General features: G+C 38.7%; 17 protein-coding genes and 1 other RNA gene. 12 read left to right on the top strand and 6 right to left on the bottom strand.

The genetic code is table 11. From position 1 onward, the window contains the following. Positions 1-4: 4 nt before the first annotated feature. A complete protein-coding gene (locus N6B01_RS08660) occupies positions 5-577 on the bottom strand; it encodes an SCO family protein (protein ID WP_182417380.1) in 573 nt (190 codons plus the stop codon). Between the two features lie 195 nt (positions 578-772). Here N6B01_RS08660 and N6B01_RS08655 point away from each other — a divergent pair, with 195 nt between their 5' ends. The 3 genes from N6B01_RS08655 to N6B01_RS08645 all read left to right on the top strand — a co-directional run bounded on the left by N6B01_RS08655 (position 773) and on the right by N6B01_RS08645 (position 4460). Continuing rightward, complete coding sequence (locus N6B01_RS08655) at positions 773-1429, top strand: DapH/DapD/GlmU-related protein (protein ID WP_262078309.1); 657 nt, start codon at positions 773-775, stop codon at positions 1427-1429. Between the two features lie 320 nt (positions 1430-1749). Continuing rightward, positions 1750-3462: a thiamine pyrophosphate-dependent enzyme gene (locus tag N6B01_RS08650; RefSeq protein ID WP_262078308.1), complete on the top strand. Its 1713-nt coding sequence runs from the start codon at positions 1750-1752 to the stop codon at positions 3460-3462. Between the two features lie 203 nt (positions 3463-3665). Then, positions 3666-4460 (top strand): MerR family transcriptional regulator, encoded by a 795-nt coding sequence (locus N6B01_RS08645; protein WP_262078307.1) that lies wholly within the window; start codon positions 3666-3668, stop codon positions 4458-4460. Positions 4461-4468: 8 nt separating this feature from the next. Here the strand turns inward: N6B01_RS08645 and N6B01_RS08640 are convergent, their stop codons facing one another. Beyond that, positions 4469-4969 (bottom strand): dihydrofolate reductase, encoded by a 501-nt coding sequence (locus N6B01_RS08640; RefSeq protein WP_262078306.1) that lies wholly within the window; start codon positions 4967-4969, stop codon positions 4469-4471. A gap of 15 nt (positions 4970-4984) precedes the next feature. After that, positions 4985-5779, bottom strand: coding sequence for a thymidylate synthase (locus tag N6B01_RS08635; RefSeq protein WP_262078305.1), 795 nt, complete (start codon positions 5777-5779; stop codon positions 4985-4987). A gap of 167 nt (positions 5780-5946) precedes the next feature. Between N6B01_RS08635 and N6B01_RS08630 the strand changes: the two genes are divergently transcribed. The 7 genes from N6B01_RS08630 to N6B01_RS08600 all read left to right on the top strand — a co-directional run bounded on the left by N6B01_RS08630 (position 5947) and on the right by N6B01_RS08600 (position 11502). Continuing rightward, positions 5947-6762, top strand: coding sequence for a riboflavin biosynthesis intermediates N-glycosidase (locus N6B01_RS08630; protein ID WP_262078304.1), 816 nt, complete (start codon positions 5947-5949; stop codon positions 6760-6762). Positions 6763-6803: 41 nt separating this feature from the next. Further along, positions 6804-7174: a transfer-messenger RNA gene (ssrA, locus tag N6B01_RS08625) on the top strand. 390 nt (positions 7175-7564) lie between these two features. Beyond that, on the top strand, positions 7565-8125 hold the full coding sequence (locus N6B01_RS08620; protein ID WP_262078303.1) for an SspB family protein: 561 nt from the start codon (positions 7565-7567) through the stop codon (positions 8123-8125). Positions 8126-8182: 57 nt separating this feature from the next. Next, the gene (locus N6B01_RS08615) at positions 8183-8374 is read left to right on the top strand and encodes a DUF4169 family protein (protein WP_262080625.1); all 192 of its coding nucleotides are present in this window, start codon (positions 8183-8185) and stop codon (positions 8372-8374) included. Positions 8375-8411: 37 nt separating this feature from the next. Further along, positions 8412-8732 carry a ribbon-helix-helix domain-containing protein gene (locus N6B01_RS08610; RefSeq protein WP_315973309.1) on the top strand — a complete coding sequence of 107 codons (321 nt, stop codon included), beginning with the start codon at positions 8412-8414 and terminating at the stop codon, positions 8730-8732. Positions 8733-8888: 156 nt separating this feature from the next. Beyond that, on the top strand, positions 8889-9995 hold the full coding sequence (locus tag N6B01_RS08605) for a serine/threonine protein kinase (RefSeq protein WP_262078302.1): 1107 nt from the start codon (positions 8889-8891) through the stop codon (positions 9993-9995). Positions 9996-10272: 277 nt separating this feature from the next. Then, positions 10273-11502, top strand: a complete 1230-nt coding sequence (locus N6B01_RS08600) for a cytochrome b/b6 domain-containing protein (RefSeq protein WP_262078301.1) — start codon at positions 10273-10275, stop codon at positions 11500-11502. Between the two features lie 75 nt (positions 11503-11577). Here N6B01_RS08600 and N6B01_RS08595 read toward each other — a convergent pair whose 3' ends face one another. Together N6B01_RS08595 and N6B01_RS08590 are read right to left on the bottom strand one after the other, a co-directional pair. Continuing rightward, positions 11578-12597: a hypothetical protein gene (locus N6B01_RS08595; RefSeq protein WP_262078300.1), complete on the bottom strand. Its 1020-nt coding sequence runs from the start codon at positions 12595-12597 to the stop codon at positions 11578-11580. 173 nt (positions 12598-12770) lie between these two features. Beyond that, positions 12771-13646: a helix-turn-helix transcriptional regulator gene (locus tag N6B01_RS08590; RefSeq protein WP_262078299.1), complete on the bottom strand. Its 876-nt coding sequence runs from the start codon at positions 13644-13646 to the stop codon at positions 12771-12773. Positions 13647-13790: 144 nt separating this feature from the next. On the opposite strand from N6B01_RS08590, the gene N6B01_RS08585 reads away from it, so the two are divergent. Continuing rightward, entirely contained in the window at positions 13791-15992 is a 2202-nt protein-coding gene (locus tag N6B01_RS08585) for a TonB-dependent siderophore receptor (RefSeq protein WP_262078298.1), read from the top strand. A 5-nt stretch (positions 15993-15997) separates the two neighbouring features. After that, positions 15998-17578: an alpha/beta hydrolase-fold protein gene (locus N6B01_RS08580; RefSeq protein WP_262078297.1), complete on the top strand. Its 1581-nt coding sequence runs from the start codon at positions 15998-16000 to the stop codon at positions 17576-17578. Positions 17579-17662: 84 nt separating this feature from the next. Here the strand turns inward: N6B01_RS08580 and N6B01_RS08575 are convergent, their stop codons facing one another. Beyond that, complete coding sequence (locus N6B01_RS08575; RefSeq protein WP_262078296.1) at positions 17663-18133, bottom strand: DUF2262 domain-containing protein; 471 nt, start codon at positions 18131-18133, stop codon at positions 17663-17665. Positions 18134-18227 lie beyond the last annotated feature (94 nt).

Below are 18227 nucleotides of genomic sequence, written 5' to 3'. Positions count from 1 at the left end.
AATATTAGTTTCCTGCGCTTTTTGCCAATTCTTTTAACCATTCTACAGCAACTTCCTTATCTTGTTGGTAAGGAATAGTGGTGCGAACGCGCCCACCTTTTCTAAGCAAGATAACCGCAGCAGTGTGGTCATAAGTATAATCACCATCATTGCCAGGTACTTTTTCAGCCACAATATTAAAACTCTTTATGGCTGCATGTACCTTTTGCGGATCGCCAGATATGCCAATAATACGATCAGAAAAATTGGAAATATAATCATGCATAACTTGTGGCGTATCACGCTCTGGGTCAACGGTAAAGAACCAAACTTTAATTTTATCCGCATCAGGGCCCAAAGCCTCTAACCATTCGGTAATATCCAAAAGTGTTGTTGGGCAAACATCGGGGCACATCGTATAGCCAAAAAATACGGCTGATGGTTGCGCACGAATATCATCTTGCGTAACGCTCTTGCCATTGGAATCGGTAAGGCTAAAATCATCACCAAAGGGTTTGGGTTTGGTAAAATGCGCCCACGCAAATATTGCCACAAAAAATAGGGCGGTAATTATGGCAAATTTGGTTAGTGCTTTCATTGAATAACCTAGTTATAATTGCGGCAAACCGATGCTTGATTTTAATACTGTAATTTGCTTTTTAACAAATCAATTTAAAAAACGTCATCAATTTATGGATGAAAAGGCTCTGTTTGCCTGTTAGAGTAAATTAACGTAACTATAAGCATGCATTGATTGCTATTCAACCAATTTTAAAAGATAAAAAGTCGCACTATGAAAGATATCGGAAAAGATATAGGGGCTGAAACTACTGATTTGCGGTTTCAAGATAAGGCTCCGCGCATTCACTCCACCGCGCGGCTAAAAGGCACAAAACTTGGTCCCTATAGTGAAATTGGCGAGCGTGCGCAGCTCACCGATGTAAATCTTGGTGCTTTTAGCTATTTTGAACGCAATGGTGAAGCAATCTATGCTGATATTGGCAAATTTTGTTCAATTGCAGCCAATGTGCGGATTAATGCCCTTGAACATCCGATGGAGCGATTAAGTACCCACAAATTTAGCTATCGCCCCAATGAATATTTTCGTTTTTTAGCGCTCGATAGTGAATTTCGTGCACGGCGACAAAATAAAAGAGTGTCAATTGGCAATGATGTGTGGATTGGTCATGGCGCGGTAATTATGCCAGATATCAAAATTGGTCATGGTGCGGTGATTGGTGCCAATGCTGTTGTAACCAAAGATGTGGGGGATTATGAAATTGTGGTTGGAGTGCCGGCAAAAAGCATAAAAATGCGTTTTTCAAAGCCCGTAGTTGAAGCTTTACTTGCACTTCAATGGTGGGATTGGCCATTGGAAAAGCTTTATGAAGCAATTCCTGATATGCAAAATATGGTTATTGAAGATTTTATCGCAAAATGGCAAGCATAGTATTGGCAAATATTTGCCGTAAATAAAACAAAATTATTAGTTTCTGATTTTAGAAACATTTTCATTCTAACATTGCTTGAAATATTGCATTTTTGTTGCAAGGTTTTCACAGTGACGTGATAATCTATTTTTACTGTTTCCTTTTTTTAAATTTGTAGCACTCTATGGCCACGATATGCTTGTGGAGCATATCACCATTTAGAGCGCATTTCGATCTGATTGGATCAGATCGGCGCTCTAATGCATTGTTTACATCGCGTTTTTTGTCCGAAAACCGCTTCACACTTTTCGGAAAACGCTCTAATTAAGGAGATTGCATTATGTCCAAGAGAGTTGCAGATATCGTTGTAAAAACACTGGAAGATGCAGGCGTGCGGCGGTGCTATGGTATTGTTGGCGATACCCTAAACTATGTGACAACCGCGATTTCTAAAAGCCAAATAAGCTGGGTGCATATGCGCCATGAGGAAGCTGGAGCTTTTGCCGCTGGTGCTGATGCTTATCTTACTGGTGAAATTGCTGCTTGCGCTGGTTCTTGCGGGCCAGGTTCATTGCATTTTATTAACGGTATTTTTGAAGCAAATCGCAATCGCGCACCAATGGTATTGATTGCCAGCCAATTGGCAAGTGGAACTTTAGGTACAGCCTATCCACAAGAAGTGGATTTTCGTGCGCTTTATTCTCATTGCTCGGTATTTTGTGAGCAGGTATTAAATCCAGAAGATGCCCAGCGTATCACTGCGCAAGCCTGCCAAGCGGCTATTGCTAAAAAAGGTGTGGCGGTTATCATTTTACCATCGGATATATCTGAGGCTTTTATTAAAAATGAAACGCAATTTAAAACCTATCGTACCCATCCAGTTATTCGGCCAAGTGATAGCGAACTTTCTGAAGTTGCAAGCCTTTTGGCCAAGGGTAAAAAGGTTGGTATTTTTGTTGGCGCAGGTGTAAAGGGCGCCCATGATGAAGTGATTGCGCTTGCCAAAAAATTAAAAAGTCCAATCGGCCATTCAACCCGTGCTAAGGATTTCATCGAATATGATAATCCCTATGATATTGGTATGACAGGGATGCTAGGTGGCAAGCCTTGCTTTACCATGATGGAAGAATGTGACACGCTCTTATTGCTTGGTACAGATTTTGCTTTTAGCCAGTTTTACCCCAATAAAGCAACATTAATCCAGATTGATGAAGATGCATCTCGTCTTGGTCATCGTCATCCTGTCGAGCTTGGTTTGGTAGGCGATATTAAAGCCAGCGTTGAAGCATTATTGCCAATCGTTGCAGAAAAATCCGACGTTAATTTCCTTGACCATTGTTTGAAAATAAATGAGGAGCATAAAAAAGAACAGGAAAAAGAGGTTCAAGAAGCAAAGTCAATTATCCATCCTCAGCGTCTTGTTTCCCTTATTAGCGAACATGCTGATGATGATGCGGTAGCTGTAGCAGATTGCGGAACTGCTATGGTTTGGGTTCTTCGTCATTTTAAAACCAATGGTAAACGGCGCACTTTATCCAGCCTTTTACATGGTTCAATGGCAAATGCTATGCCACAGGCACTAGGCATTAAAAAAGCCTATCCCGATCGCCAAGTCATTTCCATTTCTGGTGATGGTGGTCTTTCAATGCTTATGGGTGAATTATTGACGGCGGTGCAAGAAAAGATCAATGTCAAAATTGTTGTGCTCAATAATGCTTCCCTTAACTTTGTTGAACTTGAGCAAAAGGCTGAATCGCTGGTTAATGAATATACGGATTTAAAAAATCCAGATTTTGCTAAAATGGCAGAAGTTATTGGTTTTGGTGCTTGGCGAGTTGAAAAGCCAGAGCAACTTGAAAATGCCATAAAAGAATTTTTAGCCTATGATGGGCCTGCGCTTCTTGACGTTTTAACTAGTGGCTATGAATTGGTTATGCCGCCAGAAGTTACCGTTAGTGAAGTAAAAAACATGGCGCTTTATGGTGTAAAAGCCGTTTTAAAAGGACGCGTAAAAGAAGTTAAAGATCTACTTGTAGACAATTTTGTTCGCTAATAGTTAGAATAAAATTCTAGCTTAAAAATAGATTTAAAAACACCTTTTCATTTTATGAAAGGGTGTTTTTTTATGCTTGACTCTCACCTTACGTAATCATTTACAAAAGCTTATGCAGTGAAAAACAGCGATTAAAGCAAGCTTATGCCAAGATATAATCCAAATCGGTTTGGTTAGCTTTATTATTTATCTAGGGGCTTTTTATGAAAAAAGTAAAAAGGGATTGTGCGCTTTATAGTGTTAAAAAAATTGGGCAATTATCGGGGGTGTCGGTACGGACATTACATTATTATGATGCCTTTGGCTTGTTAAAGCCTTGCCATGTGGGAGCTAATGGTTATCGGTTCTATTCCCAATATGAATTAGTGCGTTTGCAACAAATTATAATTTATCGCCAAATGGATCTCAGCCTTGCAACCATTAAACAGCTTTTGGATGGAAATAACCAAGTTGAACTATTGCAAGGGCAAAAGAAGTTACTGGTTGAAAAAATAGCATCTTTTCAAAAAATGCTTCAATCCGTTCACGCAACGCTTGAAGCACTAGAAGGAGATAAAGATTTGAAAATAATAGATTTATATTCTGGTTATATTGAACCTGACAAACAAGCTGAATATGAAAGCCAATTGATTGAATACTACGGAAAAGAGGCTAGCAAAATTATAAAAAATTCTATGCCAGAAAATAACAACGGCGAGATTTTTAATCAAGAAACAATGCAAGAATTGCAGTTTATTGAAACTGCGCTTGCAAATAGTTTTAAAAATAAACAAAAGCCTGATGCCGCAAATGTTCAAAAGTTAATTTCTCAGCATTGGGCGTGGGTCTTAAAACAATGGCGTTGTGAAGCGCCTTGTGATGCCTATCTTGCACTGGCCGATAGTTATGAAAATCATCCTGATTTTATTGCTCGTTATGAAGCAATTGCTAGCGGGTTTACAGTGTTTTTAACAACCGCAATCCGCCATTTTGTTCATGCTCAATCAAAGCAGTTTTAAAAGCTTAGCTATCGCTCAAAAATGGTAAAGCGGGTAGGGTGGCTGTCTTTTTCGCCTGCTGCAACATCAAATGTTTCAATAGTTTGCCAATTGGTTAAATCTGGAAGTTCAAAAAACGTGTCGCCATCAATAGTGCTTAATATTTCAGTCAAATAAATGCGGGTGACAAAAGGCATAGCAATTTTAAAAATCTCCCCGCCGCCAATGACAAAAATTTCATTAATATCACTAGCTTTTGCCGCTTTAATTGCAATAGTTTTAGCGTCATCAAAATTGGTGACGCTAGTTGCTCCACTTGCTTTAAACTTGGCATCACGGCTAATAACAATATTTTCCCGCCCCGGTAAGGGCCGGCCAATCGAGTCCCAAGTTTTGCGCCCCATAATGATCGGTTTACCAAGGGTGTGGGTTTTAAAACGCTTTAAATCAGTTGATAGCCGCCATGGCATATCATTATCAAAACCAATGACACCATTTTGCGCAACTGCTACAATAATACTAATATCCATGATTTAATGACCTTTTTAAACTGCAATTGGCGCCTTGATTGTTGGTTGGGCAATATAATCTTCCAACGTGAAATCCTCAAATTGGAAAGCAAATAGATCATGGATATTTTTATTAATATTCATTTTCGGCAAAGCGGTTGGCGTGCGGCTTAATTGCTCTTTGGCTTGGTCAAAATGGTTGGAATAAAGATGGGCATCACCAAAACTATGGATAAATTCACCCAGTTGAAGCCCCGTCACCTGGGCGATCATCATGGTAAGCAATGCATAGGACGCAATATTAAAGGGAACGCCAAGAAAAATATCGGCCGAGCGTTGGTAAAGCTGGCAAGAAAGACGGCCATTTGCTACATAAAATTGAAATAAGCAATGGCAAGGCGGCAAAGCCATTTCGTCAACTAGGGCAGGGTTCCAAGCCGAAACAATTAACCGGCGAGAATCTGGATTGGTCTTGATCATATGGATAAGATTGCTAATCTGGTCTATATGGCGGCCATCGGGTGCTGGCCATGAACGCCATTGGTAGCCGTAAACTGGACCAAGATCACCATTTTCATCAGCCCATTCATCCCAAATAGAAACGCGGTTTTCTTTAAGCCACGCAATATTAGTGTCGCCTTTTAAAAACCATAAAAGCTCATAAATTATTGATCTTAAATGCAGCTTTTTGGTTGTAAGAAGAGGAAAGCCCTGATTCAAATCAAAACGCATTTGATAGCCAAAGACTGAGCGTGTACCCGTTCCGGTGCGGTCGGATTTATCCGTGCCAGTATCGATGACATGGGAAAGAAGATCAAGATAAGTCTGCATGAAATCATTTACTCTAATTTATAAGATTGCAAAACTTTATATATTCTCATACGATTCTGCTACCATCAGAATAGCTATCAGCTTAAAAAAACTAGTTGTATCGCATATAAATTATTATAAATTTGTCTTTTAAAATTTGGTGGGTTGAAGAAAAGATTGGAATAATTATGTCGCCATTTGTAAATCAACCGCCATGGCTACTCAAAAAAGGCATGGCTTTTGAGCAAGAGAGCAGCAAAGCAGAATTAGTTGAGTTTATTGGCTGGTTAAATTCCTTGCCAATAGATCAGCGGCAAGCTTATGAAAAGCGTTTTTATCCGCCTTTGCCCTTGCGTAATATTTATCAACAAGGGGACCCAAATCATGATGAGGATTATCTTATTCATAATGACTATAGGGTCTTTAATTGGCAAAAATTTCGAAAATCTCATTTGACTGTTAAAACAATTGGTCAAAGTGCTAAAAAACAAAAGTTCTTATTCTTTTGGGGACATCGCCCAGCCGCCAATGCACTTATAACCAAGTCTTGTTTTAGCCAATGGTGGATTGACGAATTTACCATTAGTGGTGAAAAATTTTGCTGCATGGAGCAATATATGATGGCGGCAAAAGCGCGGCTATTTGGCGATGAAGACATGCGACTATTGATTATGGCGAACAAAGATCCAAAATCAATTAAGGCTTTGGGGCGTGGCGTCCGTGGATTTGATGAGAGTGTTTGGGATAGGTTCAAATATTCGATTGTGAGCAATGGCAATTATTATAAATTTTTGCAAAATAAGCCCTTATTAGATTTTATCCTTTCAACAAGCAGTCGTATTTTGGTGGAGGCAAGTCCTTATGATAAGGTTTGGGGTATAGGGCTTCAAGAAAGTGATGAAAATGTCGATAACCCTAAATTTTGGCGTGGTGAGAATTTGCTTGGTTTTGCTTTAACGCAAATACGCGATGATTTAGCATCTTTTACCCAATATTTACGCTAGTTTAGACCTAAATTTAAGGACTTCAAAATAATTTTGTCTTTGGTCTTTTCTTTGCCTAAATTTTCTCTTATATAGAGATTGCCTCTATAAGGGGCTATGGTGATAAATGGGCTTTGTAATAAACCTATTGGACCCGGGGGCGGTACCCGGCGCCTCCACCATAAATCGGACAATTAGCATTTTAGTTGTTGTCCGCTTTATGATGGGGGCGAAATAGGATCGACAAGGGCGTAAAGATTGATCTTTCACTCGGCATTGTACCACCGTTATCGGGCTAAAGTAGTAGTTGCAAATGACAATTACGCGGAGGCACGTCTCGCTGCTTAATGCAGTGCGATAGCTTCAAATTAAGTCTTATGCCGTCGCAGGTATAAGCGGGGTTCGGAGGCACCTGGCAACAGAAGCCTTCACTTTCAAATTCTTCATTTTTAATATTAGATATTGTTTATCCATCAATATGCTTGATTTGATATAATTGCTTTTTGCGAGATAATGTCTAAAATGTATTGTCAATGACTTTAAACATGCTGATGGTAAGTAAACCTATTTATAGATGATTTAAAAATCTTCATTTTAATGATGGTTGCAAATTTATCCTTATTATTTGCTATAAATAGCCCTTAAAAAGAGCTATAAGTTAGTTAACCTCTAAATTTTAATCGGTACTTTTTAGTTGAAAGTTTGATTTTCTTCGGCTAACAAAAACGTGCGTTAAGATAATTTGTCGCTTTAAAAAAATTTTTAATTATGCAATGTTCTGTCTATATACTAGGCAGGAAAAGTTTTGAAAGAAGAGTCGCAAATGGCAACAGATCGTATCCATTATGAAGTGCTTGTGCAGGATGCATTACGCAATGTTATCCGCAGTGTACTGACCGAAGTGGCAAAATCTGGTTTGCCAGGTGAACACCATTTTTTCATTACCTTTTTAACCAATATGCCCGGCGTTGAAATTTCCAAGCGCTTGAAAGAGCGTTATCCCGAACAGATGACAATTGTTTTGCAAAATCAATTTTGGGATTTAAAGGTCGATGATAAAGAGTTTAGCGTCACTTTATCTTTCGGCGATGTGCCAGAATATATAAAAATTCCTTTTATTGCTGTGCAGGGCTTTTATGATCCTGCGGCTGCATTTGAAGCCTCATTTGATCTTCCTGAATTGGTTATCTCTAGTCTTGATAATGATGAAGAGGAGGTGATGATTGAAACAGAAGATGGCGTAACTGTTCCGGTTATCACTATTAAAGCACCTGAAAAGCCTGCGACTGAAACATTAGAAAAAGCTGAAAATAATATTGCCAGTGAAAGTAAGGAAAAAGCTTCAGCCGATGTTGTTTCGCTTGATTCTTTCCGTAAGAAATAATTAGTTTTGTGGTCATATAGAGTTTAATTGAGTTTTATCGCAGTTGGACAATTGGTTATGGGTGATATTGTTAATTTACGTCTTTTCAAAAAACAAAAAGAGCGTAAAAATAAAGAACAATTAGCAGATGAAAACCGCCAAATTCATGGGCGAACTAAAATTGAAAAGAATTTTCATAAGCGCCGTCATGAAAAGGTAGATCAATTCTTGGAGAATAATCGCCTGCACCATGATGATAGTAAGAATTGAATTTTTATGTGAGGCGTAGATTACGTGAAAACTGCTTATGTTGCCAGATAATAAGAGGGCAGCCCAATCTGCTAGCCATAACCCAATTGATGCAAATTTTGATGAATTTATCAATTGGCAAGATGCAACTTTACGTAAAATATCGATAAACTTAGCTGGCCATTCAACCAGCTTTTCATTGGAAAATCCATTTTTAGATATTTTGAAGAGTGAGGCACGGTTAAGACAGATACCCTTTGCCCAAATGGTGCGCATAATTGATGATCAACGGCCAACCAATATCAACTTATCATCGGCTTTACGTCTTGTAGCTTTGGCTATTTTAAAAAATAAATCCAATTATACAATAAATATCTAGCTTTGTTTTAATGAATTTATGATTATAAAAACTTTATTGGTCTATATTATTTTCATTGTTTGCATTATAAGGCATCATTATGTCCTGTTTTACAAAATGGTGGCAGCGAAAAAGTGCCGCAATATGATGAATCATTTGGTTGTTTGTTGAGTAGTTATGGAAGATTTTGAAGATAGTACCCGTCCAATTAATCCGCTTAAAAATGCAAGTTCGCTAAATGATTTCAATGTGACTGCTGTTTTAAAGCGCGATGTTTTTTCCGAAACACGGGTTGGCTATTTTACCGGTGATCCTGAAACACGCATTGTACGCCGTATTGTTACCGCTTCGCCATGGTGGTCACGACCTTTGGCATGGATTTTAGCAAAGCGTGAAATTAAGGCATTGCATAATATACGCGGTCTTACTGGTGTACCGCAGCTTATTGCAGTCGATAAGCATGGGCTTTACCGTTCTTGGAGTGAAGGTACACCATTGCATCTTGCCCGCCCTGACACAAAGCATTTTTATAAAACTGGCCATAAAATATTACGCGATTTGCGCCGCATTGGCGTCACCCATAATGATCTAGCCAAACCGCAAAACTGGTTGATGACGCCAGAGGGCAATGCATCCTTAATTGATTTTCAATTAGCAAGCTTTCATAAGCGGCGCGGTGCGTTTTACCGTTATTTGGCCTATGAAGATTTTCGCCACCTTATCAAGCAAAAGCGCAGCTTTGCACCAGATTTGATGACACCTACCGAGTGGCGCATTTTGCGTAAACGGTCATGGCCTTCAGCCCTTTGGTTGGCAACGGGTAAAAAAGTTTATAATTTTGTGACAAAGGGGCTATTCAACTGGTCTGATGGTGAAGGCACTGGCGATCGCTTGCAATCGCAAGGGCCAGAAATTCGCGCCGTTTTAGCTGATAATCCTGACATTAAAGACGTGGCAATTTCGGTCTATTCATTGCCTGCAAAGGGCGTTGGTCTTTATGTCTTTGCCGAAACTGATAATCTTGACGAAAAGCAAATCCGCAATCTTTTAAAAGGCCAAAAGGTTGAGGCAGTGCAGCCAGTTACAACGTTACCGCGCAGTGAAACTGGCGAAATTCGTGATGATGTATTGCGCTTAATTGCGATGAATGAATTGGGCGAGTTGGATGACATGCTTATTCGTGAGCCGCAATTGCGTGATATTATTCAACCCATTGTAGATGAACGTAAAAACTTCACCGATCGGCGCGTTTATGAATTTGAAAAAGAGCGCAGTGAAGGCTAGATTTTTATTGTCTACCTCAAATATTTTACAAAAAAGCGTTATGAAAGAATGCCGCTTGTGAATAACAGTGGCATGGCACCATTTATTAAGACAAGCCTTTTTATTGTACATTTAATTGCTGACTATTTTCGGTTTTTTTAGAAATAATATAAGCTATGTTGACATATTGTTCACAAAAAACGCACTTATTATTCGTTTGAAATAGGGTATATCCTAATTTTAATAACCACAATTAATCTGTGGCTTTTTAAAATTGCATCTATAGGATATTTTGACCATGTCAAATCACTCGCAAACTAAGCTTTTAGGCTATAGCACTGGCGCTATGATATTGCATTGGCTTATCGCTGCGCTTATTTTACTAAATATTGCGGGTGGTTTCTTAATGGTACGTCTTGGCGGCATTTCAGATAGTACACGCTTTTATGTTTTCCAATGGCATAAAACTCTAGGTCTTTTAGTATTATTTTTAACCCTTGCTCGTATTGCATGGCGGTTGATGAATAAGCCGCCTAAAAAAGGCCCAATGTTAAAAATTGAAGCATTGGCAGCAAGTGCAGTTAGTATTTTTTTCTATGGGCTAATGCTTGTAGTGCCGCTTTTAGGGTGGGTTGTTGTTTCTACAACCACAGTACGCATTCCAACATTCCTATTTTTAAGCCCATCTTTACCTTGGCCCAACCTGCCATTTATGCGGAATGAAGCTTTTTCCCACCTTGCATTAAATGCCCATATGCTGCTTGCCTACGCCTTTGTTTTTTTGTTGTTTTTACATGTTGCAGGTGCAGTAAAGCATTCCCTTATTGACCGTCAAGCGGAGTTTTCACGTATGTTGCCCACCAAGCGTCTTGCGCATTTAAAAGCTAAAGCATTTAGCTGGCCTGTTATGTTATTGGTTGTTATTGTGCCTGCATTAATTAGCGTTATCATTGCACAACGTCAAACCATTAATCAATTGGAAAATCAAAGCGCTGCTTCAAGCGCAGCACCAATTGCCAGTCAATCAAATGCTGGTAATTGGGTTATCAATATGGATAAATCATCACTTGGCTATAGTCTTGATTTTTCCGGCGCAGCAAAACAAGGTAAGGTTGGCAACTGGCATGCTGATGTGACTTTTGCACCCGACCAACTGGAAAACGCCAAGGCCGAAATCGTTCTTGTTGCAAGTTCAATTAGTTATGAAGATTCTTTTGTGTCGGGTAGTATTGCGGATCCTGATGGGCTTGACCCAACGAAATATCCCGAAATTCGTGTTTTACTTGATAAATTTAGTGCCAATGGGGAAAATTTCCTTGGCAAAGGTACAATTACTATTCGTGGTGTGAGCCAGCCAATTGAAGTACCATTTAGTTTCACTAATAATAATGGCATTGCCAAAGTTTCAGGAAGTGCCAAGATTGAACGCCTATTATTTGGAATTGGTGCGCAAAATGATGGTGATGGTTCCTGGCTAGGTAAAGTGATTAATGTTAACTTTGCGCTAGAAGCTGAAGAAAAGAAATAATCTAAAATTAAGAATTAAAAATATATGCCCCTTATTTTGTGAGGGGCATTTTTTTACAAATATATGAAAATAAGGCTAATGATAGCTTATTGTCAGATCATAGGCTTTTGGTTCCCAGCGCGTATTATAGGGCTTGTTTAGTAATGAGCAAACAATTTGCCCAAGCGTCATGTCAAGATGGGTCATAGCGGCTTTAGCACCGCTGTCTAAGCGATTGCTGTCTTCTACAAATTGTTTAAATGCATGTTTTTGCTTTGCAAGATGATAAACGAGCATGCGCCCCAAATCGTAAGCAAGTTCTGCTTTAGTGGAATGACTATAGGTGTCACCAGACCAAAAATTTTGAATGGTTTGGTGGTCCCAATAGGCTATATGCTTTTCATAAAGTTCAACAAGATATTCAGCCGGTGGCGCGTTTTTTGCAATCACGCGCTCAACATTAACCGCAAGCCCTTCATCAAGCCACAGCGGTAATTCAAGGTGCGCTAAGTGGTAATGGGTCATTTCGTGAATAATGGTTGGTTCAGCTAAAGTTAATTGCGTTTCATTGGTAACAAAATGCGGTAGCACCGATTTTATAAAGACGCCAGCACTTAAAATTGTTTGTCCTTTGCCACTATTATATTTGCCAGTATAATTATAATACTGCTCCCCTTCATTGATCATAATTGAAAGGAGATCGCCAAAGGCTGCTGTAAGACCCGGTAAAGCTTTTAAAACACGCTCTCGCCCACTTTTTAAAAAATCCATAGTTAGCTTTATGATACGCTCATTTTGACTGGAGAGTAAAAAGACTTCATCGCTTTGATAAAGCTTATAATCAATGCCCAAACTATCGCGCAAATGCAGCAACCAAAAAATTGTCAATTGGCGGTTGAAATCTTGCAGTTCAGCTTGATTAAGCAAATCCTGCATACGAATGATGGATTGCTCTTTAAGTAGAGGATAATTATCTCGAAATGTTAAAATATTTAACGCTTCTGTTTTGATATCTTTATCGAATATGAAAATATTGGGTGCAGATTGATCAATGATTTTTAATGTATTTTTCTGCGTTAAAGCCTTTTTAGTAAATAATTTTTTTATAAAATTCATAAGAGTTCCCGCAATATCAATTGAAATTAATACTAAACAATAAAATGATAGATGTTCATTTACTATTATGCTCATTAAGTTATTTAATTTTTTGTCTTGCTGCAAAACAAAAGTCAATTTATTTTAAAAAAAATAGCAATTCCAAGTCACAAAATTGCTGAACTATTTTATAGTTAAGATTTGTGATATTTAGGGCTTACGCCAAATTCTTTACGAAAGGCCGTGGTAAAACTTGCCGGGCTATCATAGCCAGTAAGATAGGCGGCCTGCGATACTGCAATGCCGCGGGTCTCTAGTAGAATTCGGGCTTTTTCCAGTCGCTCTTTACGAATAAAGTCAAAAATCGTCACATGATAATGGGCTTTAAAAGAGCGCTGCAGGCTTGATATATTCGCCGCCATAGCCTTTGATATTTCGTTCATGGTTAAGCAATCGGTCAAATGTGTAAGCAAAAAATCACGGGTTTTTTCTGCCAAGTCTTGGTCGCGCTTGTTGATAGGTTTTATACCATTTTGGCTATTTTTACTGGTAACAAAATGAGTGCACGCTTCATAAATTATATCCATACCAAGGGTATTATTGCGCAAATTCATCAATTCACTATTCACGCATTGGGTTGGCGTAATAATTTGCTCGGCGGCGGCGATAATTCTATTATTAGGCGCAAAAGAAAAATGATTAAGGTGGCCTTGTAAAAAATCTGTAATCAAAGGCATATCAGGCGCATTTTTGTCAAAAACAGTTTCAACCCAAGGTAAAGGCGCAGAGATCAAAACTTTTTTTAACGGAATTTGGCTATCATTAAAAAAGCGAATTTGACTAAACTGTGCAATATTTATCATAAAGGTAATTGGTGAATTATTTTTAATATTGCCAGCATCAATGCAAAATAATTGTCCATCGATTTCAAATTTTTGGCTTCCTGTAAAGAAAACCATTATCATGAATTTCGGCCAAATTTCATGGTAATTTTCGTCCGAACTGCACGATGTAACGCCATTAAGGCTACCTACAAAAATATGCTGTGGCACTTTTTTTACAAAATTCATGAGCCAATGCCGTTATTGAATAATTATTTGCCGCCTGCGAACAATAATATTTGGGTGACGGTGTAAACTTTACGCTTATACTTGATAAAGTCAATCAAGTTTGATCAAGTTTCTGATAAGTCAGGAAATAGATCGGGGTAAAAGATGAAACAGAATATAAATCGCGTCAAAAATCTTCGACATATGTCAGCCTTAGTGGTCGCTCTAGCAATAAGCTGTAGTTTTGCGGCAATATCAAAAGCACAAGAAAATTCAGAAAATAATCAAGCACTTGATACAATTGTTATTAATAGCGAAAGCGATGATGGTGTTAAAACCTATGTGGCGCGCCAAAGCACGTCGGCCATGAAGACCGATATGCCGATTAGTAAAACGCCACAAACTATCAACATTGTGACAAATCAACAAATGCAAGATCAAGCGGTGCAATCGGTTGCTGAAGCATTAAGATATTCCCCAGGCGTTTTTGCCGAATATCGTGGCGCCTCTAATCTGCGCGATGAAGTTTTTGTGCGCGGTTTTTCATATGTGCCAATTTATCTTGATGGGCTATTACTATCGGGGGATTCTTCCTATGCGCAAATAAATCCATATTTACTTGAAAGAGTGGAGTTAATTTCGGGGCCTAGTTCCGTTTTATACGGGCAAACCAATCCCGGTGGTCTCGTTAATGCTATATCCAAAAAACCAACCGATATGCCTTTACGTGAAATGGAATTATCCATTGGCAATCGAGATGCTTATGGATTGTCGTTTGACCTTAGCGATAAGGTTACTAAGGATAGTCATTTTTCTTATCGCTTAGTTGGCACGGGGTTTACAACAGATCTACAAGAGCAATTTGCCCGAAGAAAAGGCTTTGCAATAGCACCTTCACTTCGCTGGGAACCAAATGCCCAAACGACCTTAACAATCTTATCTGGCTACCAATATGAACCCAAAGCAGGCTTTCGAAACTTTTTAGAAGCTGCCGGTACTGTAAAGCCGATTAATGGCTATGGTTATGTGCCGCGTAATTTTTTTGTATCTGATCCTAGTTTTGAACGTTTTAAAAGGCAGCAAGCATGGGTAGGTTATGAATTTGAACATGAGTTCAATGATATATTTACTGTCCGCCAAAAAATTCGCTACCATGAAATTAAAATGGACCAAAACCTATTGGTTTGGGGTTCATTAATGAATGATCCGCAAACAGGATTAAATACACTCATATCAAGGGTTGCCTCCTCTGGCCGCGACGAGTGGAAGCAATTTGCGGGTGATAATCAACTTCAAGCAAAATTCAACACAGGTGATTTTGAGCATATAATTTTAGCTGGCATTGATAGCCGCTATCGTAAGCGCAGTTACGTTTGGCAACGTAATCGCAATGTACCTTCCATCTCATTAACTGACCCAATTTATGGTGACTATGACTTTAATAATATTGATATGCCTTTGAGCAGTTTTGAGCACCTATCAGCACGCCAAACAGGAATTTATTTACAAGACCAAAGCGCCTTTGGACGCCTTAATCTCATGGGTGGTATGCGCTATGACTGGGCTAATACCAATATTGATGATTACTTAAATGACAAAAACTATCGCTATAAAGACAAAGCTTTCACATGGCGTTTGGGCGCACTTTATGCCTTTGACAATGGTATTTCGCCTTATGTTAGTTATTCGACCTCATTTGAACCATCATTGACCACTCCTAAAGCTGGGCAGGCAGCTTTTGATCCTGTCGATGCTAGACAAATTGAGGTTGGAATAAAATATGTGCCAGATAGCTTACCACTAGCCCTGACAGCTGCTTATTATGATTTAACCCAAAAAAATATTGTTCAAGGCTCATGGAATTCTCAATTAGCTGAAACTCTTTATCAACAAATTGGTAAAGTTCACAATAAGGGTTTTGAATTATCAGCGCGGGGTGAGGTTACGCAAAATTTCGCGCTTATTGGTTCATATTCCTATGTTAAGTCAATTATTGAAGAAACAATTACAGCAAGCGAGCTTGACAAAACACCATCACGCATACCGCAGCATCAAGCAAGCCTATGGGCAAATTATGATTTCAATAAAACAAAATTGCAGGGTTTAAAACTTGGCGGTGGATTGCGCTATATTGGTAAAATCTGGGGAGATAATCAAAACACCTTTGAGGTTGATTCAACTTTACTGGTTGATGCAATGATTTCCTTCGATTTTGGCGAAATAAAACCGGAATTACAAGGACTGTCTTTGCAAATAAATGGCAAAAATCTTGGCAATAAAAAATATGTTGCATCATGTGCCAATAATTTCGCATGTTTTTATGGCGATGGCAGAACAATTACCGCCAGCCTTAAAAAGACATGGTAAATGCTATGGTGTTCAAAGCTATTACATTACCTTTGTTATCAGCAATTTTGGTCTTATCCTTACCGGTTTTAGTGCATAGCCAAGACCTACTTTTGCATGAATATTTAAAAAAGGGCGAAAGTCGTATTTTAACTTTATCAGCTCAAAATGGTGATTACGTTATTTTAGAAGTTGGAAGCAAACAAGGCCGCTTTGAGCTTAATATTATTGATGATCATCATAATATTTTGCGCCAACTTGCCAGTGCGCAAAGCGGATCTATATCACGGCGCTTTATTTTAGATAAGGCAACTAAGCTTGAACTATCTATTTTAGATGAGGGAGATTTTTCAGCCACGGCACGATTTTTAGCGCCGCAGCCAAAGGCAGTTTTACCAAGTGACAGCGAGACCTATTTAAGTCCTTTAATTAAAAATTTGGCAAAATCTGCCGATGAAAACGACAGTGTTTTGCAATTTTGGCAGCAGCAGAAGCATAAAGGAACACCGCTTATTGAAAAAGGGAAAGGCGATAGATTTATTTTGACCTTTCTTTATTATGGTGCCAAAAATAATGTTCGCTTATTCGGTGCACCTTCAGGCGATCATGAGGATTTATTGCGCCTTGGCCAAAGTGATCTTTGGTATAAAAGTTTTGAAGTGCCAAGCGATACGCGCCTAACCTACCAGCTTGCTGCTGATGTTCCTTATATTGAAAGTGATGCGCGTGAACAACGCATGGCGATTATTGCAACTGCTAAGGCTGATCCTTATAATCTGCGGCACTTTCCTGCACATGCGATTGATGCCTATAGTCAAGAATCTATCATTGAATTGCCGAGTGCCGAACCCCAACCCTTTATTCATGAACAAGGTGCAAAAAAAGGGAAAATTACCAATTATAATTTTAAAAGTAATATCTTAAAAAATGAACGCATTATTAGTATTTACCAATCGCCTAATGTCAATCAAAATAGTAAGCCACTATTATTATATGTTTTTGATGGTCGTGAATATCAAACCAAAGTAGACCTTCCGCAAATTTTAGATAATATGATTGCACAAAAAGCAATTGGCCCGATCATTGCGGTATTTATAGAAAATCCTGATCGGGAAACGCGAGCAATTGAATTGCCTGCTAACCCAGATTTTGCCGACTTTATGGCTAAAGAATTATCACCTTTTATCCATGAAAAAACTGGCTTTACAATAAAGCCATCTCATACGGTTTTGGCAGGCTCAAGTTATGGTGGATTGGCGGCTCTGTCGGCAGCGCTACGTTATCCGCAATTATTTGGCAATGTTATAAGTCTGTCAGGTTCTTATTGGTGGCATCCAAAGGATGCTCCGCTTAAGGATAATGAATATATAGCGAGCCAAATTTCGAAAAATCCTAAACCTCATATCAAGGTGTTTTTATCTGCGGGTTTATTTGAAGGGGGACATAGTGGAGGCACCGCATCCATACTCGATGCAAACCGCCATTTGCGTCATGTTTTAACGGCAAAAAATATTGAAAATTTTTATCATGAATATGCAGGCGGGCATGATTATATTGTTTGGCAAGGGGCTATTTCAGATGGGCTTATTGCCTTATTTACCAAATAAAATCATGATGATTTAAGTTTCCAACACAAGTAGCGGCCAATGGATCATTGACCGCGGCTTGAATATTGCTTACGAATAAAAATTTTAAACGATAGTGGCATCGATAAAGCCATTTTCAATATCACCGTTTACCAATATGCCATGATCGGTGAACATTTCATTTTTACAATTGAACCAAAAATCAAACTCATCAGGTTCATTAATACAAATCTGGGTTATAATGAGTGTTTCGACAAAAGATTTTTGATCGATAGTTAAGGGTATATTATTGGCTTCATCGCCTTCTTCTTTGGCCAATTCTGCTGCCTGATGTGCCCATTGATTGGCAAGCTCTAATAATTTGCTACAGGCAAAAATCTTTGCTTTTTCTATCTTTGTGGATTGGGGACCTGCAAGGCTATGCAATTTTTCCAAAAATCCACGAGAAGGAATACTTAAACCATAACCATATTTCCCGTTTGCTCGACAAGTTTCAAAACATTCAAGGCTTTCATCATATTTAAACGTTCCAAAATATGGGTCAGTAAAATCACTTTTATCTTCATCATCAAGCATCACTTATTCCCTTTATAAAAATTTGAAAACCTCACTTATATACACCTTGCATTTGAAAGCCTGAAAGAGAGGTATGTCATTATTTATCATCGTT

It is taken from the genome of Bartonella sp. HY406, assembly GCF_025449315.1.
GTDB lineage: Bacteria > Pseudomonadota > Alphaproteobacteria > Rhizobiales > Rhizobiaceae > HY038.
This window is presented reverse-complemented; position numbering and strand designations above follow the sequence as displayed.